The sequence below is a fragment of the Actinocrispum sp. NPDC049592 genome, assembly GCF_040675465.1.
Classification (GTDB): Bacteria; Actinomycetota; Actinomycetes; order Mycobacteriales; family Pseudonocardiaceae; genus Kibdelosporangium.
This window is the reverse complement of record NZ_JBFAPA010000004.1, coordinates 39,950-61,566: the sequence shown is the minus strand read 5'-3', so window position 1 is coordinate 61,566 and position 21,617 is coordinate 39,950. Positions and strand designations below refer to the sequence as shown.

Sequence of the window (21,617 nt, the reverse complement as noted above, 5' to 3'; positions counted from 1 at the left end):
TCCGGCAGAGCCGCACAATGAACGCATGACGCTCAACCCCTGGCGGCTGCGGCTGCTGTGTCAGCTGGACACGCACGGCACCGTCCGGGCCGTCGCGCAGGCCGCCAACATGAGCGCGTCGAGCGTGTCCCAGCAGCTCGCCGTACTGGAGGCGGAGACCCACACCCAGCTGCTGGAACGCGTCGGCCGCCGGGTCCGGCTGACCCCCACCGGCGTGATCCTGGCGCGCCGGGCGAGGGCGATCCTCGACCACATGGACACCGTCGAGGCGGAGCTGCGGGGGTTCGGCGAGGAACCGGCCGGTCTGGTGCGGCTTGGGGCGTTCCAGAGCGCGATCCACACCATGGCGGTCCCCGCGGTGACCCGCCTGGCAGGGTTGTACCCGCACCTCGACGTCGAGGTGCAACACCTCGAACCGCACGAGAGCATGCCCGCGCTGCGCGGCGGCGACGTCGACGTGATCATCACGACCACCGACTTCGTCGAGCTCCCCCTGGGCCCGGACATCGACATCGTGCCCCTGGCCACCGACACCATCGTGCTGGTCATCCCACCCGGCCACCCCACCGCCGGCCGCGGCCCCGCCGACCTCGCCGCGTTCGCCGACGAGCCCTGGGCGTTCGACATGCCGCACTCCTACATGGCCACCCTCGCCATCCGGCTGTGCCGCCAAGCCGGGTTCGAGCCCCGTGTGGTGTGCCGCTTCGGCAACTACATGACCACCCTTCAACACATCGAAGCCGGGCTGTCGATCGCCCTGCTGCCCAGCCTCGCCGTGGACACCCGGTTCCGCGTCGCCACCCGTCAGCTCGCCACCCCCGTCAGCCGCTCCATCACCGCCGCCGTCCGCCGCGGCTCCCCACCCCGCGCCGCCGTCTCCACCGTTCTCGAAGCACTGCGCAAGTAGGGTGCCTTCGATGAGTGAGTGGTTGCGGGAGTTGATCCTCGCGGTCGGCGACGTGGTGGAGTGCCCGTCGCGGTACAAGGACGATCTCGGTTATTGGGTCGGTGGCAGGGAAATCGCCCATCTCGAAGCCGAGAACGTGCTGGATCTGAGGATGACGAGGGCCGCGATCAGCGCGCGGCGAGCGGAGCTGAAGGCGGACCCACGGGTCGAACTGCGCAGTGGATCCGATTGGTTGACCGTGCGCGTCGCAGGCCCAGAGGATGCCGCGTTCGTCACCGATCTGGTCCGCCAGGCGGCCGCGGCGAACCGCTGATCGCGGGCACAGCCCCCTCACGCGATCACGATCGGCAGCACTTCGTGGAGCGTTGTGATCACCGGGACCGGCGAGACCATCGGTCCTTCGCGAACGAGCGCAACCCCGTGATATCCGAGCCGGACGGCCGCCAAGACCAGCTCCGGATCGTCATCGACGAACAGACACCGCCAGGCTCGAGACCGGCCCAGTTGTCCGACACCACCGACATGCCAACGCTCCAGGCCCGCAGCCGGTCCAGGACGGGCCGCACATCGGCAAAGACCTCGACCGCCGGACCCGCAGCCGGACCCTCCAGCTCCTGTAACAGGGCCGTCGATGGTTCATCGATGCCCAGCACACGCAACATCGCACGGTGGTAGTCGGTGCGGTTCGGCGTGGTGGTGCCCGCATCGAGCACCCGCTGCCCGGCCGCGAACGCCGCGGGAAACAGCGCGGCCTGTGTTGCGGGGTGGTGTGCGAGGACGATGCTTTCGAAGTCGTACCGCGGGTTCCAGCGCCCACCGACCGGACCGATCAGGACCTCGCGAATACGCAGATCCCCACCGGGCCAGGCTATCCGGCGGTGAGGTGGGCCGGGGCGTATTTGCGGAACGCGGCGACCAGGCGGCTGCGGTCGTCGGCGCGGGTGGCCAGAACGACGTGCGCAGGGTCGACGCCGTCCAGCGGAATCGCGACGAGGTCAGGCCGCAGGGCGCCGATCGCACCGACGCCGATGACCAGAGCTTGGCCCGACGCAACGACTTCCAGCTTGTCCTCGATCGCATCGATGATCGGCCCGCCGGGCGCGGGACGGCCGTCGGGGCGTGGATCGATGCGCCAGTAGGCACTCCACGCCGGGTCGGACTCGCGTAGCTGGGGCATGGGCTCGTCGGCGATGTCGTCGAGGGTGACGTACTCCTTGCCTGCCAGGCGGTGGTCCACCGGAACGATCACCACGCGCGGTTCGGCGTAGAGAACCGTGATGTGCAGGCCATCGGTGGTGAACGGCAGCCTGCCGACCACCACGTCCACCCGGTGCTCGAGCAGCGCCGCGTGGATGTCGTTCCACGCCACGTGCAGGGCTCGCACGTCGGCGCCGGGATGGCGGTGGCGCATCTCGCGGACCGCGGGGGTGACGATCAGGCCGCCCGCGTAGCCAACGAAGAGGCGGCTTGGCTCGGCCGCGGCACGGGTGCGTGCGATGGCTTGGGTGGCGGTGCGCAGCAACGCCTTGGCCTGCGGCAGGAACACCTCGCCCGCCTCGGTGAGACTGCTGCCCCGCGGGGTCCGATCCAGCAGCCGCGCGCCGAGCTGCTGCTCCAGCCGGTGGATCTGGCGGCTGAGGGATGGCTGGGTGACGTGCAGGGCTTCGGCGGCGCGGCCGAAATGCCGGTGTTCGGCGACCACGGTGAAGCAGTGCACCAGCCGCAGATCGAGGTCCACCGGCTGCGGCAGGTCGGGCATGGCTCCACCGTAGTCCACGCCAAGACCCTGCGGTGATACGGGAAACGCAATACGGCATACGAAAGTTTCATTGGCCCGGTGCGGTGTCCCGGCGGCACCGTGGAAGGACCAGCACCCGACCAGGAGGATCACGATGACGACCAGCACAGTGGTGGACGAGGCGCGCCGGACGCTGGGACCAGTCGGGGTGAACCTGCCGGTCTCGTTCACCAGCACCGCCCCGGCCGACGAGCAGCGAACGGCGGTCCGCCGCCTCGAAGGCGCCGGTTACCGAAGCGCGTGGACCAACGAGGTCATCGGCAAGGACGTGTTCGCGCAGCTGGCCGTGCTGCTGGGCGCCACCGAGCGGATGGCGTTCGGTACCTGCGTGGCCAACATCTGGGCGCGGTCGCCGCAGACCGCGCACGGCGCCGCGGCCTATCTCGCCCAGGCCTTTCCCGGCCGGTTCACCCTCGGCCTCGGGGTCGGCTACCCGCAGCAGGCGCAGAGCGTCGGCCGCGAGTTCGGCAGTCCCCTGGCCACCATGCGCGACTACATCACCGGCATGGACAGCGAGACCTGGCCGCCCGCGCCGGATACCGCCTATCCGCGGATTCTCGGTGCGAACGGGCCGAAGATGCTCACGCTCGCCGGGGAGATCGCCGACGGCGCCCTGCCCGCCGGGCTGCCGCCGGAACACACCGCGCTCGCCAGGCGGCTGCTCGGCCCCGACAAGCTGCTCGTGGTAGCTCAGTCCGTGGTGCTCGACGACGACCCCGACCAGGCCAGGGCCGCCGCGCGGCAGACGGTGACGACCTGGGCGGCCCGCGCCAGCTTCCAGACCACCCTCGTCGAGCTGGGCTATCCCGCCGAGGTGAACGACCACCTGGTGGACGCGCTCGTCGCCCACGAAGGACCCGACTCGATCGCCGCGAAGGTCCGGGCACACCTCGCCGCCGGGGCGGACCACGTCACGCTGCTGTCGCCGATCGGCACGGAACTCGCCACCGGCGTCGGCCAACTCGCCCGCGTGGCACCGGCTTTGACCGTGCTCGGCTGACTGCGGGGCATTGGTCCGGTAGTCGGTGGCTCGTTCACACAGCGGCCAGAGGACAAGGTAGCGTCGAAAACTGTTGAGTGATCAATGTCCGGAAAGGGGCATGCGGGCGGCACGTGAGCACATCCGAGGAGCGGTCGATGGGGCTGGCCGACGGCGAGTACGGCTCGGTGATGAGAGCGGCGCCGTCGCCCGTGCTGGTCGTGGGCTCGAACGGAGACGTGCTGGAGCTCAACGAGGCCGCTGCGGCGTTGTTCACCATCGGCCGGCCTGGACTGCCCCTGGACGACGTGGTGCCCTCCTGGCTGGCCCAGGCGAACCGGCAGAACGTGCGCGAGCCGGTGCGCGGCCTCATCGCCGGACGTGACTTCCAGGCCCTCGCCGTGCCTCTGGGCAGTGCGGTGGCGTGGTGGCTGTTCGACGTCACCGACCACCAGCGGACCAAGCGGTTGCTGGAAGCCGAACGCGAGCGCACCGCTTTCCTTGTGCACGCGTCGACTCTGCTGCTGTCGTCGATGAACCTCGGCCGGTGCATGGACATCACCGCCCAGCTCGCGGCCGAGTACCTGGCCGACGCGGCGGTGGTCATCCTGCCGCCGAAGCTGAACACGCTGACCATGGTGTGGCACGAGCGCGGCGGACGGCCGGTGCGGGAGGTGCTGGTCGCCGATCCGGCGTCAGTGCCGGGCCTGGACGTCGCGCTGAAGGGGTTCCCGCCGGTTCCGTCGCGGTGGATCGACCCTGCCAGCGTCGCGGCCTGGGTGATCCCGGGCGGGTTCGGGCCGATCGGGTCGGTCGCGGTCGTCCCGTTGCCCGGTCAGGGCGTGCCCGCCGGTGCGCTGGTGTTGCTGCGCAAGTCGAACCGGGCGGTGTTCAGCGAGGACGAGGAGGTCGTCGCCCGGTTGTTCGCCGCCCGCGCGGGTGCCGCGATCGCCACGGCTCGGCTCTACGCCGAGCAGGCGAGCATCACCGAGGTCCTGATGCGGGACCTGGTCCCGCCGCGGCTGGAGCACGCCGGTGGGATCGAGTTCGCCGGTGGCTACCTGCCGTCCGGTGCCGCCGACCGGGTCAGCGGCGACTTCTACGACCTGCACCCGGCCGGCCGCGAGTCGTTCCTCGTGCTGGGTGACGTGTGCGGCAAGGGACTCGAGGCCGCGGCGATGACCGGCAAGATCCGCAACACGCTGCATGCGTTGCTGCCGTTGGCGAGCAACCACCAGCGGATCCTGACCATGCTCAACAGCGCCTTGCTCAGCTCGCGCCACACCAGGTTCGCGACGCTCGTGTTGGTGTCGGCCGTGCGTGAGGAGCCTCGGGTCCGGCTGCGGCTGACCAACGCGGGCCATCTGCCGCCGTTGATCGTGCGTAACGACGGGAGCGTTGAGGAGGCACGGACTCAAGGCAGTCTCGTTGGTGTGCTGCCGGAAGTGCATGCCAACACGGCAGTTGTGCATCTGGAGCCGGGCGAGTCCTGTGTGCTGTACACGGATGGGGTGACCGAGGCGCGTGGTGGCCCGTTGGGTGACGCCTTCTTCGGCGAGGCGCGGCTGGCCGATGCGCTGACCGAATGTGCTGGTATTCCTAGCGAAGCGATCGTGGAACGCGTGCAGGTGCTTGCCACGCAATGGATCGGGGACAACCACCACGACGACATCGCGGTCGTGGCCATTACCGCGCCGCGGCACCAGGAAGCGCGATGACCCAAGCCGTGGCCACCGATCTGGTCGACCGGTTGTGGTCGGCGGTCTCCTCCGGCGATGAGTATGCCGCCGCGGGAGTGGTGTTCGGCGCGCTCAACGACGGTCTCGCTGCGGAGGACGCGCTGCTCGACGTGATCGCGCCGGTCCAGGCCAAGGTCGGGCGGGAATGGGCGGCGAACCGGATCAGCGTCGCGCAGGAGCACGCGGCGACCGCCATCAACGACCGGGTGATCGCCGCGATGGCGCACCACCAGGTCACGCGGGTGGAATCCCGGCTCGGCCGCGTCGTGGTCGCCTGTATCGACGGCGAATGGCACGCGCTGCCCGCGCGCCTGCTCGCCGAGGTGCTGCGGTTGCGGGGCTGGCAGGTGGAGTTCCTCGGCGCGAAGGTGCCGGCGCAGCACCTGATCGCGCACCTGCATCTGACCGGACCGGACGCGGTGGCTTTGTCGAGTTCCATCGCCACGCGCCTGCCGACCGCGCACGCGACCATCACCGCGTGCCAGGCCGCTGGTGTGCCCGTGCTGGCCGGAGGCGCGGCTTTCGGCCCGGATGGCCGGTATGCGCGTCTGCTGGGCGCGAACGCGTGGGCGCCTGATGCCCGCCGCGCCGCGGACCTGCTGGCCGACGGCCTGCGTCCGGCCGTGGCGCACCAGCCGATCGACGACCTGCCGCACCTGGCCGACCAGGAGTACACGACGGTCGCGCGGAACGCGCGGTCGCTGGTCAAACAGACCATGGCGGACCTCACCGCGCGGTTGCCCGCGATGGCGGAGTACACACCCCAGCAGCTCGAGCACACCGCCGAGGACATCGCGCAGATCGTCGACTTCCTGGCCACCGCCTTGTATGTGGACTCGGCGGACCTGTTCACCGGGTTCCTCCGGTGGACCGCGGACATCCTGGCGGCCCGTGGCGTTCCCGGCCGGGTGCTGCTGCCCACCCTCGACGTGCTTGCCTTGCGGCTCAAGGACTTCACCCGGGTGAGCCGGCTGCTCAAGGAAGCCAGTGACGACCTCGACGGGGTTCTGTGATGACGACACCCGGCTTCACCGTGACGGTCAGCCTCCGCGACCCGCACACCGTCGAGGTCCGCCTCGCCGGTGACCTGACGTTCGAGACCGCCCAGAACCTCGACGCGACCATCGCCCAGCAACTCCTGGACGTCCCCGAGATCCGCGACCTCGTCCTCGACTGCGCGGACATCGCCACGATCGACTCGACCGGCCTGTCCATCCTCCTGATGGCCAAACGCCGCGCCCAGCAAGCCAACACCCACCTCCACCTCGACAACCGCCCGATGCGCCTCGACCGCATGCTCACCCTCACCGGCACCCACGCCTACCTCACCGAGACACCCGAGCCGCCGCAGTAGATCAGCGGATGATGGTTGTCAGGACGTCCACGCCGAGGTGCATCAGGCGCTGGAGGTTGAGGCGGTGGTGGATCATCCGGCCGTCGCGGACGGACACCAGCAGGCCGGCGTCCCGCAGCCGGGTGAGGTGGCGGGACACCTGGGGCAGCGTCATTCCGGTGCGGGCGGCCAGGTCGGAGGTGGTGATCGGCTCGTTGACCAGGTGACGGCACAGCGACAGCCGGGCCGGGTCGGCGAGGATCGCGAGGCGCTCACGGACCTGGGCAAGAGTGTCCTGCGTGGATGGTCCTGAGGCCGGGAAGTGCACCACCACAGGGAAAGCCGGGTCGACCTTGACGATGAGGTGCGGACGGGCATGCACGGACGGCACGAGCAGGCAACGGCGGCCACGGAGATCGGCGTGCAGGGGCTGGAGTTTGTCGAACACGACGGTGGGCGGTTCCGCTCGGACGGTCGCGTTCTGGCTCAGTGAAGCCAAAGCCTCGGCGACCGGCAACGCGCCGACCCGTGCCCGCACCGCCGCGCACTCGGTCTCCAGCCGGTGCGCGACCCGGGCCCATTCCTCGGCGAAGAACGAGCCGGCGCACGCCCGCAGCAGGTCCAGCAGATCCGCGCGGAACCCCGATGGGTCAGAGACGAGGTGCCTGGCCAGCTCACCGCGGCCGAAGGACCGCCGTTCGCACGAAGCGACATAGGAGTCCCGCGCGGCCGCCGACCCCAGCAGGTCGCCGATCTCGACCATGCCGCCGTGGATCGCCTCGGCCACGGTCCCGGTGAACAGGTCCAGCGGCAGCTCGGCGATCCGCCGCAGCTCCTCGTCGAACGACTGCCCGAGCGGCAACGCGAACGGCAGCAGCAGCCGGCACCGGCGCCGCGCCCAAAGCGGGGCGTAGGTGTTCAGCCTGCTCTGCAGGTCTGCCGGGAGGTCCGCGCGCACCCGGGACAGCCATGGTCGCGCCTCGAAATGGTGCTCGGGCTCGGCGATCGAGTGCAGGCAGGCGAGCAACTCCGCCAGCGGCGACACCCCGGCGACGAGGTCGGCTGGCCGCACCCCGGTGAGCGTCAGGACGACGGGCATGCACCCAGCTTAAGACCCATAGTTACCGCGGTCGCGGTAACTATCCCGGGAACCGCGCGCGGGCGGACCTAGCCTTCCGGCACCGCCAGGGGGCCGACACGAGAGGCCAGGCCGATGGATGACTTCCTGCACACGTTCTTCGATCCCGACGAGATCCTCGGCGTCCTGCCCGCGCTGCTCACCGAAGGGCTGCGCAACACCCTGCTGATCGCCGTGCTGGCGATCGTGTCCGGCGTGGTCGGCGGGGTGGTGCTGGCGATGCTGCTGCTGTCACGGCACCGGCTGGTGCGGCTGCCCGCCCGGCTGTATGTCGACGTGTTCCGCGGCCTGCCCGCGATCGTCACCGTCAGCCTGGTCGGCGTCGGGCTGCCCGCGGCCGGTCTGCGCCCGTTCGGCCGGGAACCGCTGGGCTACGCGGTCCTGGCGATCGCGCTGATCTCGGCGGCCTACTCGGCCGAGATCTTCCGGTCCGGCATTCAAGCCGTCCCGTCAGGACAGTTGCACGCCGCCCGCAGCCTCGGCATGCCCTATCTCACCGCTATGCGCGTTGTCGTTGTCCCCCAGGGCATCCGCAACGTCCTGCCGGCGCTGGCCGGGCAGTTCATCATCGACGTCAAGGAGAGTGCCCTGGTGTACCTGCTCGGGCTCGGCTTCGGCCAGCGGGAGCTGTACTTCATCGCGCAGGAACGGCAGGCGGCGACGTACAACTCGTCAGCACTGGTCGCCGCGGGGTTGTGCTACCTGCTGGTGACGATCCCGCTCACCTACGCGGTGAACTGGCTGGACAAACGGATGCGCGACGGCCGTCCCGCGGCGGTTCCGGCTAAGGCGGTGGTCTGATGACCACGACCGTCGCCGCGCCGCCCGCGGTGTCCGTGCGCGGCCTGCACAAGCAGTACGGTCCTTTGGAGGTGCTCCGGTCGGTCGACCTGGACGTGGCCGCGGGCGAGACAGTCTGTGTGATCGGGCGGTCCGGGTCGGGCAAGTCGACCCTGCTCAAGTGCCTCAACCTGCTGGAACCGCCGACCTCCGGTGAGATCCGGATCGGTGGCACGCAGATCACCGGCATGGCCGTCGACGCGGTCCGGGCCCGGGTCGGCATGGTGTTCCAGCACTTCAACCTGTTCCCCCACATGAGCGTGGTCAAGAACGTCACTGTCGCGCTGCGGCACGTTCGCCGGCTGGGCAAGGGCGAAGCCGAGGCCGCCGCGATGACCCAGCTGCAGCGGTTCGGCCTCGCTGGGCTGGCCCAGCAGCGGCCGGACCGGTTGTCCGGCGGGCAGCAGCAGCGGGTGGCGATCGCCCGCGCGCTGGCCATGGAGCCCGAGGTGATGCTGTTCGACGAGGCCACCTCGGCGCTGGACCCGGAGCTGGTCAAGGACGTGCTGGACGTGATGCGCACGCTGGCCGCGTCCGGCATGACCATGCTCGCGGTGACGCACGAGATCGCGTTCGCGCGTGAGGTCGCCGACCGCGTGGTGTTCATGGACGAAGGCCGCATCGCCGAGGCCGGGCCCGCCCGGTCCACCCTCGACGACCCGAAAACCGCGCGGCTGCGGGACTTCCTCGCCCGCGTGCTCTGACTGTCCGGAAAGGACACCGCCATGCGTCGAACTGTCTGCTTAGCACTGGCCATGTCAGTACTCACCGGCTGCGGTAGCCCGTCAGCGGCCGACAACCCCTACGGCCTGATCGAACCGGGCAAGATCCACGCCGCCACGCAGACCAGCCAGCCGCCGTTCGCCTTCGGCGACCCCACCGGCAAACCGGTCGGTTTCATCGTGGACATCACCGACGAGGCCGCCAGACGACTCGGCCTTTCGGTCGACTACAAGTCGACGTCAGTGACGGCCTCGCTGGCCGGTCTGACCAGTCACCAGTACGACCTGGCCGCGGCTGGACTCGGTGTCACCGAGGAACGCCAGAAGAGCGTCGCCTTCACCAAGCCGTTGTTCTGGAGCACCACCGCGGTGCTGACCACGGCGGCGAGCACGGCCTCGCAGCTCACCGATTTCGGCGGCCGGAAGGTCGGTGCGGTCACCGGGTCAACCCAGGAACCCTTTGTCAAAGCCAAAATGCCCGGTGCGGTGCCGATCGGCTTCCCCAACGCCAACGCCGCGGTCAGCCAGCTGCTGAACGGCACCCTGGACGCGTTCGTGGTCGGCGGCCCGGATGCGGAACAGTTCCTCAAGCAGTATCCCGGCATGCGACGGGCCGCGTCGGCTCCGGTCGAGCACCCCACCTCGATTGCGGTGCCGAAGGATCACGACGCGCTGCTTTCCGCTCTGGACAAGCAGATCGGCGCGATGGTCGCCGACGGCACCTATGCGCGGCTGTACCGCAAGTACTTCACCACCGCTCCCCTCCCCCAACTGCTGGCCGCGTGGCCCGAGCTCACACCGCAGTTCGCGGGCGGCATGTGATGGGCAGCTGGGAACAGCTGGCCTTGCCCGATGGCCGCAGTTGCTGGCGTCTCGTGGTGGACATCCCGGCGCGCGACGGCACCATCCTCGTGGCGGACTTGTACGCGGCAGAGCCTGATCCGGTTGCCGGACCGGTGATCCTGGAACGCACGCCTTACGGCAGGCGGCTCCCGCGTAAGTCCGACGGCGTGCTCGGCTCGGCTGACCCGCCGGCGCCCGAGGTTGTGGCGGAACGGTTCGTCGCGGGCGGATACCTGGTGGTGCGGCAGGATTGCCGGGGCCGCGGCGACTCGGGCGGCACGTTCACCAAGTACCTCAACGAGGCCGAGGACGGGTACGACACGGTGGAGTGGATCGCCGCGCAGGACTGGTGTGATGGGCGCGTCGCAACGATGGGCGTGTCCTATTCCGCGCACACCCAGGCCGCGCTGGCGTCGTTGGGAGCGCCTCACCTGGCGGCGATGTTCCTTGACTCTGGCGGGTTTGCGAGCGCCTACGAGGCGGGAACCCGGATGGGCGGGGCGTTCGAGCTGAAGCAGGTGACCTGGGCGTTCCACCGCGCCCGGACCAGCGCCGCGGTCCAGGCCGACCCGGTGTTGCGTGCCACGTTGGAGTCGGAGGACCTGCGGGCCTGGTTCACCCGGATGCCATGGCGACGCGGGGCCACGCCGTTGCGGTTCGTTCCGGACTACGAGGACTACCTTCTGCAGCAATGGGAACACGGCGTCTTCGACGACTACTGGCGCCAGCCCGGGATCTTCGCACGCGGGTACTACGACCGGTTCCCGGATGTGCCGAGCCTGCACATCTCCAGCTGGTATGACCCGTACATCCGCACTGCCACCGAGAACTTCCGCGAACTGGGCCGCAAGAAGCACAGCCCGGCCTACCTTGTGCTTGGACCGTGGACTCATGGTGCCCGCAGCGAACGGCACGCGGGTGATGTGGACTTCGGACCGAACGCGCCGCTCGACGGGAACCTTGACGACGACTATGTGTCGATGCGGCTGCGTTGGTTCGACGCGCATCTGACACCGGAACGGGGCGTGCAACCGCCGCCTCCGGTGCGGTTCTTCTTGATGGGCGGTGGTTCCGGGCGGCGGACCGCGGAAGGCCGGCTCGATCATGGCGGCCGGTGGCACACGACGTCGGTGTGGCCGCCGGAGTCCGTGGCGGATCAGATCTTCCTGTTGGGCGAGAACGGAAGCCTGGGGCGGAGCGCGACGCCGGGTGCCTGCCTGGAGTACGACTTCGATCCGGCCGACCCCGTTCCGACGATCGGCGGCCAGGTCACCTCCGGCGAGCCGGTGATGTCCGGCGGCGCGTTCGACCAGCGCCCCGACTCACGGTTCTTCGGTGCGGCACAGCCTTTTCTGCCATTGGAGAGCCGGCCGGACGTGCTCGTGTTCCAGACTCCCCCGCTGGAGCACGACATCGCGATCGCCGGCCCCGTTTCCGTGCGGCTCGCCGTGTCGTCGAGCGCTGCCGACACCGACTTCACCATGAAGCTGATCGACGTTCATCCGCCCACAGTGGACTATCCGCAGGGGTTCGCGATGAACCTCACCGACGGCATCCTGCGCTGCCGTTACCGCGACTCGTTCGCCGATCCGGCGCCACTGGTGCCCGGCGAGATCTACGACATCACCATCGAAGCGCCGGACACCGCGAACCTTTTCCTTGCCGGCCACCGGATCCGGCTGGATGTCAGCTCCAGCAACTTCCCCCGGTTCGACGTCAACACCAACACCGGCGCCCGGGAAGTGGGCGACCGCAGGAAGGTCGTGGCGACCAACCGGGTCCACGTCGACGGCCGGTCGTGGTTGATCCTGCCGGTGCTGCGATCAGCCCGAACCGGGCAGGGCCGCGCCGAGGGCCGTTTTCCGGTGCGGGACTGAGGGTCAGATCCCGGTGTGGGTGTGCGCGGCCCAGAGGGTCGGGGTGGCGGGTAGTGCGGCGCGCAACGTCCGGATGGTGTGGTGCAGGGCCTCCGCACAGCGGGACGTCTCCGGCACAATCGTTCCGCTGGAGGTGAGGCGGGTGTAGAAGTCGGTGGCGATCCGGTGGGCGGCTTCGTCGCTGACCGACCACAGCGTCCCGATGACTTGTGGGAACCCAGCCAGCTGGAAGGCACTGGTGATGTGGATCGTCTCGTCGGCGAGCCACGGTGTGGCGGAGGCCGTGTCACAGGCGGAGAGAAATGCCAGGGATCCGTTGAGACGCAACGCGCTGATGTCCGCGAGGGTCAGCGGCGTGCTGTCGTGGTCGTCCAGCACCAACCGGCTCGCAGCGGGGTCGACGAGGTCCACATGACCGTGGCAGGCGAAATGGGCCACCGCGTACTGCGGCAACGCGGCCAGGACCGCCTGCCGGGTCGGGGCGGGCAGGCGGTGGGCACCGGGAACCAGCGCGCTGAGGGTGTCGGCCTCCGCGGCGGCGCCGGGCAACGGAGCCGCGCCGGGCGGGTTGGGGGCGGACACGATCAGCGTGCTGTTCGCGGCACGGGCCGGTTGAGAGCGTGCGTAGCCGAGCGCTCGGGCCGTCGCGGTATACGAGGACACAACGCGGTCCAGCACCGTACGCGGCTGCTCGGCTCCGTCGAGCAGATCGCGGTGATGCCCGGCCGCGTGCAACGGCAGACTGGTCAGGACGCCGGTCGGGCACCACCACACGCGTGACCAGTCCCCCACGGGCGTGGCGACGTGTCCCAGCGCCGTCAGGACCGGCTCGGCGACGACGTCCCACAGCCAGGCCAACACGTCCAGAACGTCGGACTGAGCCGCCCGGCGCGCGGACAGGCCGAGTTCCGGATCGGCGCCCTCGTCCAGCGCTTCGAGCAGGAGCTCCGTCCGCGCGACCGCCTCGGCCTCGGTCAGCCCGGGCAGCGGCACGACCAACACCGGAGAACTCGCGTCGCCGGTGAGAACCAAGGCATTGCCGGTGGTCACGAACACGACGGGGCCATCGGCGGCATGCTGGGTCAGCGTGCCGATGCCTGCGGCCGTGAGGAAGTCGCCGCAGCCCTCGACGGCCCGGATCCGCGCGATCAGGTCGTCCCACTCGGCCTGCGCCGCCCGTCGGCCCTGGGCGAGCTCAGGTCCAGAACTCGTGCCGTCGAGCACCTCCCGGCGCGCCCGCAGATCCTCGAACGCCGCAGCCAGCTGCGGAGCCGCCTCACGCAGCCGGGTGAGGTCGTTGCTGCGCGCGTCGACGACGTCGGCGACCAGGACCCCGCGAGCCTGTTCCAGCAGTTCCACGGCCCGATCAGCGCGACCAGCGGCCAGCGCGGCCCCGGCGAGAGATCCAGCCAGGGACGGCGTCGTGGCCAGCCGGTGTTCGCGATCCGACCGGGCCAGCGCACGCGGCGCGAGCTGGGGCAGCAGGGCGATCGCGGCGTCCGCCGCGGCCAGCGCATCGAGGTCGGGCGCGCCGTCCTTCCCAGCCATGGCACAGAACTGCTGGTAGGCCCACACGCGGATGACGACCGAGCCCCCAGTGTTGCGTGCTGCCCGCAGGAAACTCTGTCTCGCCTCGTCTCGCACCTCGGGCTCGCCGGTCCGGTCGAACAGCATCCGCAGGGAGGAGCCGAGATTCGACTCCGGCATCGCCCGGGCGGCGTCGTCGGCCGGGATCGACCGGACCGACTCGCGGCCCACGCTGATCGCCTCATGCAGTGCGGTGATGTCGCCGGTCGCCTCGAACAGCACCTCCAGGCAGATCGCGAGGTTGTAGCGGAACAACGGCCGGCCGGTGTCGTCGCCTGCCGCAGCCTCGATCGCGTCCCGCGAGACCTGCACCGCCTCGGCCAGTAGGTCGGGGTTCTTGGCCCAGGTGGCCAGTTTGCGCAGCGCGACCCCGAGGTTGGCCATGCAGCGGGCCCGTTCCATGAACTCGGCGGGGGCGATCCGCAGCGCCTCCCGCAACACCTGCACCGCCTCGGTCAGCACGGACGGATCGCCGGTCCGGTCGAACTGGGTCTGCAGGGCGGCGCCCAGGCAGGACAGCGACGCCGGTCGCCGGGAATCGCCCGGCGGAGCGGCCAGGACAGCCTGCCGGCCGGCGTGCAGCGCCTCGGCGAGCACATCGGTATCACCCGTGCGCTCGAACAACATCCGCAGCACGGTGGTCAGATTCGTGTAGTGACTGGCGCTGTCAGGGTGGCCGACCGGGATGGCCGCGGTGGCCTCCCGCAGCGCGTCGACCGCCTCGGTGAGGTGTGTTCCGTCGCCCGTCCGTTCGGCCAGGACCCGCAGGGCGTTGCCCAGGTTGGACAGGAACCCGGCGCGGACGGGATGGTCGGCGGAGGCGCTCGCCACCGCCTCCCGGGCCAGGCCGACAGCCTCGCCCAACGCATCGGTGTCGCCAGTGGCCAGGTACCGGGTCACCAGGGTGAAGCTGAGGGCGGACAAGGCCGCTATCCGGTCCGGGTGACCGGCGGACGCACCGTCGACCGCCGCCCGCCCGGTCTGCACGGCCTCGGCCAACGCGCCGGAGTCTCCGGTCTGGCCGTACTGCATGCGAAGCGCGGTGCCCAGGTTGGTCAGGATCGTGGGCCGGTTCCGGTGCCCGACCGGGACCGCGGCGGCCGCGGTCCGGCCGGCCCGGATCGCCTCGGCGATCAACTCGGCGTCCGCCGTCCGCTCGTACAGCCGCAGCAAGGCCAACTCCAGGTTGGGCAGGAGGTACAACAGCGCCGGATGCCCCGGTGCGTACGCCGCGACCCCGTCCCGCATGGTCTGGACCGCCTCGCTGAGCGCCGCGATGTCCCCCGTGTGCTCAGACCACCGGAGCAGGGTGAGCCCACGGTAGGACCGGAAGGCGCCGAGTTCGGGGTCGTCGGCCGCAGCGGCGTCCAGGGCGGCACGGCCCAGCCGCATCGCCTCGGTCAGCAGGTCGGCGTCCCCAGTCCGCTCGAACAGCACGCGATACGTGAACCCCAGGTTGGACTGCACGGCGGCGAGGTTCGGATGGTCCGCCGGAGCCGATTCGAGCGCTTCCTGCCCGCACCGCAACGCCTCCAGCAGCGTCGCGCGGTCCTCCGATCGTTCGAAGAGCTGCACCAATGCGATGCTGAGCGCGGACAGGACGTCCGGTCGGGTGGGGTCTTCGACGGGCAGCAAGGGCGCCACTGACCGGAACGCGGTTACCGCGGCCTCGAGATCGGCGGGGTCGCCGGTGCGGTCGAACCGGAGCCGGTGGGTCATGGCATGGTTGATCAGGCAGCCGGACAGGTTCGGGTGGCCGGGCGGGAGAATGGCGACGACCGCGTCGAACAGTTCGGTGGACGCATCCAGGTCCGCTGGGTTCGCGGTCACCCGGAACCGTTGCTGCAGCGCGTTTCCGAGGTTGCTCAGGTGCATCCAGGTGTTGGGATGGCCGGGCGGTGTCGCCGCGACCGCGGCCCGGCCCGCGTCGATGGCCTCGTCCAGGTCCGCGCTGGACTTGGTACCGCCGTACCGCGCATACAGTGCCGTGCAAAAGTTGCTGAGGCGCATGCAGAGACTGGGATGACCGGGTGGTGTGTCTGCCACCGCTTCCCGCAGCACTGCGACGGCTTCGTCCGCATCGGCCGGCACACCGCCGCTGCCGAACCTGATCCGCAGCGCACTGCCGAGATTGGACATGATCGCGGCGGGTTCGGCCTCCGGGGCCGGTGGCGCGGTCAAGGCCGCGCGGAAGGCGGCGACCGCTTCGTCCAGATCGGCCGCGACGCCCAGCCGCTCGAACCGGTTCTGCAGCGAGAGGGCGAGGTTGTTGAGGTACATCGCCGGGACCGCGTCACCGGACGCCCCCGCCACGGCCGCTGTGTTGGCTTCGACGGCGGCGTTCAGGTCCTCCAGACGGCCGCGGTGCACATAGCTCAGCTGCAGGGCACTGCCCAGATTGGACAGGAACATGCCGCGATCGGGCGTGTCCGGTTCGGTCGCGGCCCGCAGCGCCTCGATGGCCTCGTCCAACACGTCCAGGGCGCCGGTCCGCTTGAACTGGTTCTGCAGGGCGACGCCCAGGTTGTTGCGGTAGGTCGGCAGGTCGGGCTGGTCGTCCGGGGTGGCCTCGACGATTCGCCGCCACAGCGCCGAAGTCTGTGCCGACACCGCGGGGTCCGGCGACTGCATGGCCTGGCCCAGCATGGCGAGCCCGGTATCGGCCGCCCGCCACGCGATCACGTCCAGCAGGGACTCCGGCAGCCCGCCGAGGTCGGCGACGAAGCACGGGGCGAACTGCTCGACGGCCTCGTCCAGGTCGTCCTCGTCCTCGCCCTCCGGCAGGACCGTGTACCGGTAGAGATGGAACCAGCCAAGGGCGTGTCTGGCGCGCAGGTCGTCGTCGGCCATCGTGGCGAGCTGCCGCGCTTCGGCCACTGCCTCCTCGGTGAGGACCGGGGCCAGCCCCCGCGCCGATGGATCCTCCTCCCGCCAGGCATCCAGCGCCTCGAGCCGCGCCCACACCGCCGCGATCAGTTCCTGCCGCATCGCCATGACACCCCTCCCGGCCCATTTGACCAGATGCCCGTCCGGGCGAGGAAGTACAGTTCCCCCAGCCGATCGGGAGGTGGGCGGTGACCGAAGGGGCCGGACGGACGGCGGCCGCGGTCGGCTACGTCTGCGAGCACGTGGCCGACATCCAGGAGCTGCTCGCCGAACTGGGCGACACCTCGCCGGTCGAACGGGTGCTGGCGGCCGTGCGCGCCGGTGAGGACGTCACCGAGCCCCTCGACCGGCTGCACAAGATCCTGCAGGCGAACGGTGACGTGCTCGGCGTGTACGGCGATCCGGGGCGTTCGGCCCTGCGGCCGGCCGGGGTGGCCCGGCCGGCGCCGGTCGAGGTCGTCTTCCTCTGCCCGCACCGGCGATGCACCCGGTACCGCTGGCCGGGCGCGGGCGGCACGCCGGTCTGCGGGATCGACGGCACGCCGATGGCGCGGGAACGGCTGCGCTGACATGGGCGGACTGCTCACCGAGCTCGGCAAGAAACTCGCCGAACGCTGGCTCAGCGTTCTGGTCCTGCCGGGTGCGCTCTACCTGGCGGCCATGATCACCGCGGTGGTGCTGGGCCACGGTCATCCCTTCGAGCCGCGTCGCCTGACCGACCGGCTCAGCCAGGCGACGACCGCGGCGAACGCGCCCTCCGCGGCCGGCCTGATTATCGTTCTGCTGATCGGGTTTCTGCTGGCCGCGGCCGCGTGCGGGCTGGCCGCCCAGGCTCTGGGCGCAGTGGCGCAACGCCTTTGGCTCGCTGTGGACTGGCAGAACTGGCCGCCCCCGCTGTGGCAGGCCGCCGGTGCGTTGACCCGGCGCCGCCGGGTGCGGTGGGACCACGCAATGGAGGAGTACCAACGGATCCGCGAGGAGGTCGCGGCAGCGCGTGCTCTCGCGTGGACGGACGGCACGCGGGCCGAGACACCCAGTCTGGCCGCGGCCTACCGCCCGGTGTCCCGCATCTCGGCCGGCGCGCCCGAGCGCCCGACCTGGATGGGCGACCGGCTCAACGGCGTCTCCACGAGGCTGGCCGACGAGCTGGACCTGGACCTCGCGGTCGTGTGGCCATACCTCTGGCTCGCCGCCCCGGACACCACCCGGTCCGAGATCACCGCCGCGCGCGAATCACTCGACCGGGCCACCACGCTGGCCGGCTGGGGACTGTTGTACCTCGTCGTCGGGGCGTTCTGGTGGCCGTGCCTGCTGGTCGCCGTGGTCGTGATGCTCACCGCCTGGCGACGCGGCCGCGCCGCGACCGACACCTACGCACTGCTGATCGACGCCACCGTCCGGATGCGCAGCGCCGGACTGGCCCAAGACCTCGGCCTGCCGCACGAGGGCCCGCTCACCCGCGAGACCGGTTGGGCGCTGACCACCCTGCTACGAAACCAGTGACCACCGTGGACGGTCCTAACGGGCGCGTGAGGTGGTTCGGACGGCGTCCCACCACGCGATCAGGGCGGTGCGCAAGCGGGGTGAGGTGACGTTCCGGCCCTGACGGCGGGCGCGGAGGTGGTCGATGAGCCAGGCAGGGGCGTGTGCCTGGCCGACGGCTTGGGTTTTGGTGAGCAGGGCGCCGTGCCGCAGGGCGTGGCGGCCGCGCGCCATGGAGGTGAGTCCGAGGTCGGCGATGGTGGGATCGAGCCACAGGTGGGGGCGGCGGGCGGCCCACGTCCAGTAGCCGGTGAGTTCGGCGCGGGCGGCGGCGCGGATGTCATCGCCGGTCATCGGGGGCAGGACGGACTCCGGCGGGCGGCCGAAGACGGCGTACCCGTGGCGTACCAACTCGGCGCGGCTGATGCCCGAAAGGATGCGCCGCACAAGCCTTCCGTGTGTCCACGTGGGGTGCTTCATCGCGGTGTCAGCGAGTTTCGCTGTCTCAACGTAAACGCAGCCGAGGTCGAGGCCGGAGGCGGCGCCCTCGTCCAGTTCCTGGTGCAGCGCCGTGAGAGCCGCCTGCCGGGACGTGTCAACCGGACCGTCGGTCAGCGCCACCAGGTCGAGATCGCTGACGCCGGGCACGTAGTCGCCGGTCGCCAGGGATCCGCCGACGTACAGCTCGGTGACCCAGCCGAGTTCCGTCAGCCGCCTGCCGAACTCCGCGACGGCAGGTACCGAGGTCACTCCCCCATTCAACACGAACAGCGGGATCGGCGCGGGTAAGGCACGATATTGGGACTATGGCGTCCGGAAATCGAGTGAAGCACGCAACGTTGGCAGTGGTCGGGGCCGTGGTGCTGTTGGCAGGCATCGCGCTGCTGGTGCTGCCCGGGCCGGGTTTGCTGCTCGTGCTCGCCGGGTTGTGGATGCTCGCGTTCCAGTTCCCCGCGCTCGAACGCTACCTGGACCCGGTGCGCGACCGGGCGATGAAAGCCATGCGGGAGAGCGTGTCCTCGTGGTGGCGGATCGCCGTGGCGGTGTTGTGCGGCCTCGCCCTGATCGCGGCCGGGATCGCGTGGGGGTTGCGGCTGTTCGACTGGCTGCCGTTCCCGGGCTGGAGCACCGGTTCCAGCCTGATCCTGTCCGGGATCATCCTGCTGGGGCTGCTGGTCTGGAGCTACCGCAAGGTCGCCGCCGACCGGTGATCACCGCCGGAGCGCGACGAGTTCCCCTTTGCCCACGGCGATCGTGGTGACCACCAGTTCCGGGTCCTGGTGCAGGAGCTCGCCCAATGGCGCGATCTCCTCGGCGTGGGACAAGGCGTTGTCGGCCGCGAGAACGCCGCCCTGGCGCAGTACCCGGACCGGATGCGGCCACCACGACGGGTACTCGGTACGTTCGGCGTCCAGGAACAGCAGATCGACTTCGCCCGTGCCGATCTCGGCCAGCGCGGCGCCGCCGTCCCCCAGCCGGAACTCGACGTAGTCGGCCAAGCCAGCTCTTCGCACGGTTTCGCGCGCGTCGTCCTGAGCGGCGGCGTCAACATCGAAGCTCAGCACACGCCCGCCCACGGCCCGTGCCGCGTCCGCCAGGAAAAGCGTTGACACACCACGGGATGTGCCGATCTCCACAATGGACTTGGCCTGGATGGACCGCACCAGGAACCACAGGAACCGCCCGGCCTCCGGCTCCAGCACCCGCCACCGGTCCAGCCGGTCGGCCTGCGTGGCGTCGTGCCGCGCCGCGGCCGCGGTCACCTCGTCGATCACTGCCAGCACAGTCTCATCCACGACGGGAATCCTCCTCCAGGGCCGCGGCGAACCGCGCGGCGACCTCCGCGACCGCGGCCCGCAGTTCCTCCCCGCCTTCGACCCGGAACGGGAACGGCACGGTCGTCAACCACTCCTGGGCGTACATCGCCGGGTTACTCGTGCTCCCGGTGAGCACGCAGCCCTGCTCCGCTGCCCGCAGCCGTCCCATCGGCGGTCGGATCCAGGGTTCGACCTTGGCCAGCGGCGCGTCGAACACCACGCGGGTAGGGAACTCCCAGCCGCTGCCCAGGTTCTGCTCCAGCGCCGCGACCGGGTCGAGGTCGTCGGGCGGGACGAACTCGTGCGTGGTCTGCCGGACCGCGCGGACCCGGTCGATCCGGTAGGTGCGGATCCCGTTGGCGCGGTGGGAGTGGCAGAGCAGGTACCAGCGGCCGTGGCGGGTCACGACGGCCCACGGGTCGACCTCGGCCTCCCACTGGTTGTCCGCCTGGCTTCGGTAGGTGATCACGACCCGGTGCCGGGCCGCGACGGCGCTGACGAGTGCGCTGGTGGTGGCCGGTTCGGGGCGGGCCAGGTTCCGGTCGGGCGCGGCCGAGGCGTGGTCGCGCAGCGCGGCCGCCTGACGGCCGACGTTCTCGGGCAGCGCCTGGATGACCTTGCCGAGCGCCGCGCCGACCGACTCGTCGCCCGCTTGGCCGTCGAGCACGGCCATGACCAGGTTCAACGCCTCCGTCTGGGTGAACACGACCGGCGGCAGCCTGGTGCCGCGCCGCAGCCGGTATCCGCCATGGGGCCCGCGAGCCGACTCGACCTGGATGCCGGCCTCCCGGAGGATCCCGACATACCGGCGGGCGGCCCGCTCGGTGACGCCGAGTTTTTCGGCGAGCTGGTCGGCTGTTGTCCCCGGTCTGGCCTGCAGGATCTCCAGGGTGCGCAGTGCCCGTGCGGTGGGGCTGACCTCGTTCGGCACGAGGGCAGGCTAGGAGATCTTTCGAGGTTCCGGAAGCGGACCGTCCGGAATTGGCTCTAGCGTGGTGGGCCATGGACATCCTGCTCATCGGCGGCCTGTGGCTCGACGGGTCCGCGTGGGACGACGTCGCCGCCTCGCTGCGCTCGCTCGGCCACCGTCCCGTCCCGGTCACTCTCCCCGCTGGGCCCTCCACCACGCTGGACGACCAGGTCGCGGCCGTGCTCGCCGCGGTGGACGCGGCTTCGGGGCGACCGATGGTGGTCGGGCACTCGGCCGCCTGCACCCTGGCGTGGCTGGCCGCGGACGCCCGCCCATCGAAGGTCTCGAAAACCGTGCTCATCGGCGGTTTCCCGTCGTCCGACGGGAAGCCCTACGCCGACTTCTTCGAGATTCGAAACGGTGTCATGCCGTTCCCCGGGTGGGGCGCTTTCGAAGGGCCGGACTCCGCTGACCTCGACTCGGAGACCCGGGACGCCTTCGCCGCGGCCGCGATTCCCGTTCCCGAAGGCGTGGCGAGGGGGGTCGTGCGGCTGACCGACGAGCGCCGGTTCGACGTCCCGGTCGTGGTGGTGTGTCCCGAGTTCGGTCCCGCCCAGGCCAAGGAGTGGATCAACGAGGGTGAGGTGCCCGAGCTCGCGCGCGCCAGGCACGTGGACTTCGTCGACATCGACTCCGGCCACTGGCCCATGCACACCAAACCGGCCGAACTCGCCCAGTTCCTCGCCGCGGCGGCCTGAC

At 70.6% G+C, this 21,617-nt stretch carries 20 protein-coding genes; 14 read left to right on the top strand and 6 right to left on the bottom strand.

Annotated elements, in window-relative coordinates:
• The first annotated feature begins 25 nt into the window (after positions 1-25).
• Both AB0J95_RS12570 and AB0J95_RS12565 read left to right on the top strand, forming a co-directional pair.
• Positions 26-907, top strand: a complete 882-nt coding sequence (locus AB0J95_RS12570; RefSeq protein ID WP_364756345.1) for a LysR family transcriptional regulator — start codon at positions 26-28, stop codon at positions 905-907.
• Positions 908-917: 10 nt separating this feature from the next.
• A complete protein-coding gene (locus AB0J95_RS12565) occupies positions 918-1,220 on the top strand; it encodes a luciferase family protein (protein WP_364756342.1) in 303 nt (100 codons plus the stop codon).
• Between the two features lie 555 nt (positions 1,221-1,775).
• On the opposite strand, the gene AB0J95_RS12560 is transcribed toward AB0J95_RS12565, so the two are convergent.
• Positions 1,776-2,684: a LysR substrate-binding domain-containing protein gene (locus tag AB0J95_RS12560; protein ID WP_364756340.1), complete on the bottom strand. Its 909-nt coding sequence runs from the start codon at positions 2,682-2,684 to the stop codon at positions 1,776-1,778.
• A 115-nt stretch (positions 2,685-2,799) separates the two neighbouring features.
• On the opposite strand from AB0J95_RS12560, the gene AB0J95_RS12555 reads away from it, so the two are divergent.
• The 4 genes from AB0J95_RS12555 (at position 2,800) to AB0J95_RS12540 (ending at position 6,777) form a co-directional block, all read left to right on the top strand.
• Positions 2,800-3,705: an LLM class flavin-dependent oxidoreductase gene (locus AB0J95_RS12555; RefSeq protein WP_364756337.1), complete on the top strand. Its 906-nt coding sequence runs from the start codon at positions 2,800-2,802 to the stop codon at positions 3,703-3,705.
• 113 nt (positions 3,706-3,818) lie between these two features.
• Positions 3,819-5,402, top strand: a complete 1,584-nt coding sequence (locus AB0J95_RS12550; protein WP_364756334.1) for a PP2C family protein-serine/threonine phosphatase — start codon at positions 3,819-3,821, stop codon at positions 5,400-5,402.
• Complete coding sequence (locus AB0J95_RS12545; protein WP_364756331.1) at positions 5,399-6,436, top strand: cobalamin-dependent protein; 1,038 nt, start codon at positions 5,399-5,401, stop codon at positions 6,434-6,436. The genes AB0J95_RS12550 and AB0J95_RS12545 overlap by 4 nt, the downstream gene beginning before the upstream one ends.
• On the top strand, positions 6,436-6,777 hold the full coding sequence (locus AB0J95_RS12540) for an STAS domain-containing protein (protein ID WP_364756329.1): 342 nt from the start codon (positions 6,436-6,438) through the stop codon (positions 6,775-6,777). Before AB0J95_RS12545 ends, AB0J95_RS12540 begins: the two co-directional genes overlap by 1 nt.
• Position 6,778: 1 nt before the next feature.
• Here the strand turns inward: AB0J95_RS12540 and AB0J95_RS12535 are convergent, their stop codons facing one another.
• A complete protein-coding gene (locus AB0J95_RS12535; protein WP_364756326.1) occupies positions 6,779-7,855 on the bottom strand; it encodes a DUF5937 family protein in 1,077 nt (358 codons plus the stop codon).
• Positions 7,856-7,969: 114 nt separating this feature from the next.
• Between AB0J95_RS12535 and AB0J95_RS12530 the strand changes: the two genes are divergently transcribed.
• Genes AB0J95_RS12530 through AB0J95_RS12515 form a run of 4 tightly spaced genes read left to right on the top strand, consistent with a single transcriptional unit; the run spans position 7,970 to position 12,176 of the window.
• Positions 7,970-8,695 carry an amino acid ABC transporter permease gene (locus tag AB0J95_RS12530; protein ID WP_364756323.1) on the top strand — a complete coding sequence of 242 codons (726 nt, stop codon included), beginning with the start codon at positions 7,970-7,972 and terminating at the stop codon, positions 8,693-8,695.
• Complete coding sequence (locus AB0J95_RS12525) at positions 8,695-9,438, top strand: amino acid ABC transporter ATP-binding protein (protein WP_364756321.1); 744 nt, start codon at positions 8,695-8,697, stop codon at positions 9,436-9,438. The genes AB0J95_RS12530 and AB0J95_RS12525 overlap by 1 nt, the downstream gene beginning before the upstream one ends.
• A gap of 21 nt (positions 9,439-9,459) precedes the next feature.
• Positions 9,460-10,278: a transporter substrate-binding domain-containing protein gene (locus AB0J95_RS12520; RefSeq protein ID WP_364756319.1), complete on the top strand. Its 819-nt coding sequence runs from the start codon at positions 9,460-9,462 to the stop codon at positions 10,276-10,278.
• The gene (locus AB0J95_RS12515) at positions 10,278-12,176 is read left to right on the top strand and encodes a CocE/NonD family hydrolase (RefSeq protein ID WP_364756317.1); all 1,899 of its coding nucleotides are present in this window, start codon (positions 10,278-10,280) and stop codon (positions 12,174-12,176) included. Before AB0J95_RS12520 ends, AB0J95_RS12515 begins: the two co-directional genes overlap by 1 nt.
• Positions 12,177-12,179: 3 nt before the next feature.
• Here AB0J95_RS12515 and AB0J95_RS12510 read toward each other — a convergent pair whose 3' ends face one another.
• Positions 12,180-16,757, bottom strand: coding sequence for a CHAT domain-containing protein (locus tag AB0J95_RS12510; RefSeq protein ID WP_364756314.1), 4,578 nt, complete (start codon positions 16,755-16,757; stop codon positions 12,180-12,182).
• A gap of 80 nt (positions 16,758-16,837) precedes the next feature.
• Between AB0J95_RS12510 and AB0J95_RS12505 the strand changes: the two genes are divergently transcribed.
• The gene (locus AB0J95_RS12505) at positions 16,838-17,218 is read left to right on the top strand and encodes a hypothetical protein (RefSeq protein ID WP_364756311.1); all 381 of its coding nucleotides are present in this window, start codon (positions 16,838-16,840) and stop codon (positions 17,216-17,218) included.
• Position 17,219: 1 nt separating this feature from the next.
• Positions 17,220-18,152 carry a hypothetical protein gene (locus tag AB0J95_RS12500; RefSeq protein ID WP_364756308.1) on the top strand — a complete coding sequence of 311 codons (933 nt, stop codon included), beginning with the start codon at positions 17,220-17,222 and terminating at the stop codon, positions 18,150-18,152.
• 15 nt (positions 18,153-18,167) lie between these two features.
• Here AB0J95_RS12500 and AB0J95_RS12495 read toward each other — a convergent pair whose 3' ends face one another.
• Positions 18,168-18,881 carry a nucleotidyltransferase domain-containing protein gene (locus AB0J95_RS12495; protein WP_364756306.1) on the bottom strand — a complete coding sequence of 238 codons (714 nt, stop codon included), beginning with the start codon at positions 18,879-18,881 and terminating at the stop codon, positions 18,168-18,170.
• A gap of 56 nt (positions 18,882-18,937) precedes the next feature.
• On the opposite strand from AB0J95_RS12495, the gene AB0J95_RS12490 reads away from it, so the two are divergent.
• Complete coding sequence (locus AB0J95_RS12490; RefSeq protein ID WP_364756303.1) at positions 18,938-19,342, top strand: PGPGW domain-containing protein; 405 nt, start codon at positions 18,938-18,940, stop codon at positions 19,340-19,342.
• Here AB0J95_RS12490 and AB0J95_RS12485 read toward each other — a convergent pair whose 3' ends face one another.
• Positions 19,343-19,927: a class I SAM-dependent methyltransferase gene (locus AB0J95_RS12485; protein WP_364756301.1), complete on the bottom strand. Its 585-nt coding sequence runs from the start codon at positions 19,925-19,927 to the stop codon at positions 19,343-19,345.
• Complete coding sequence (locus AB0J95_RS12480) at positions 19,920-20,879, bottom strand: WYL domain-containing protein (protein ID WP_364756298.1); 960 nt, start codon at positions 20,877-20,879, stop codon at positions 19,920-19,922. The genes AB0J95_RS12485 and AB0J95_RS12480 overlap by 8 nt, the downstream gene beginning before the upstream one ends.
• A gap of 71 nt (positions 20,880-20,950) precedes the next feature.
• Here AB0J95_RS12480 and AB0J95_RS12475 point away from each other — a divergent pair, with 71 nt between their 5' ends.
• Complete coding sequence (locus AB0J95_RS12475; RefSeq protein ID WP_364756296.1) at positions 20,951-21,616, top strand: alpha/beta hydrolase; 666 nt, start codon at positions 20,951-20,953, stop codon at positions 21,614-21,616.
• Position 21,617: the final 1 nt, after the last annotated feature.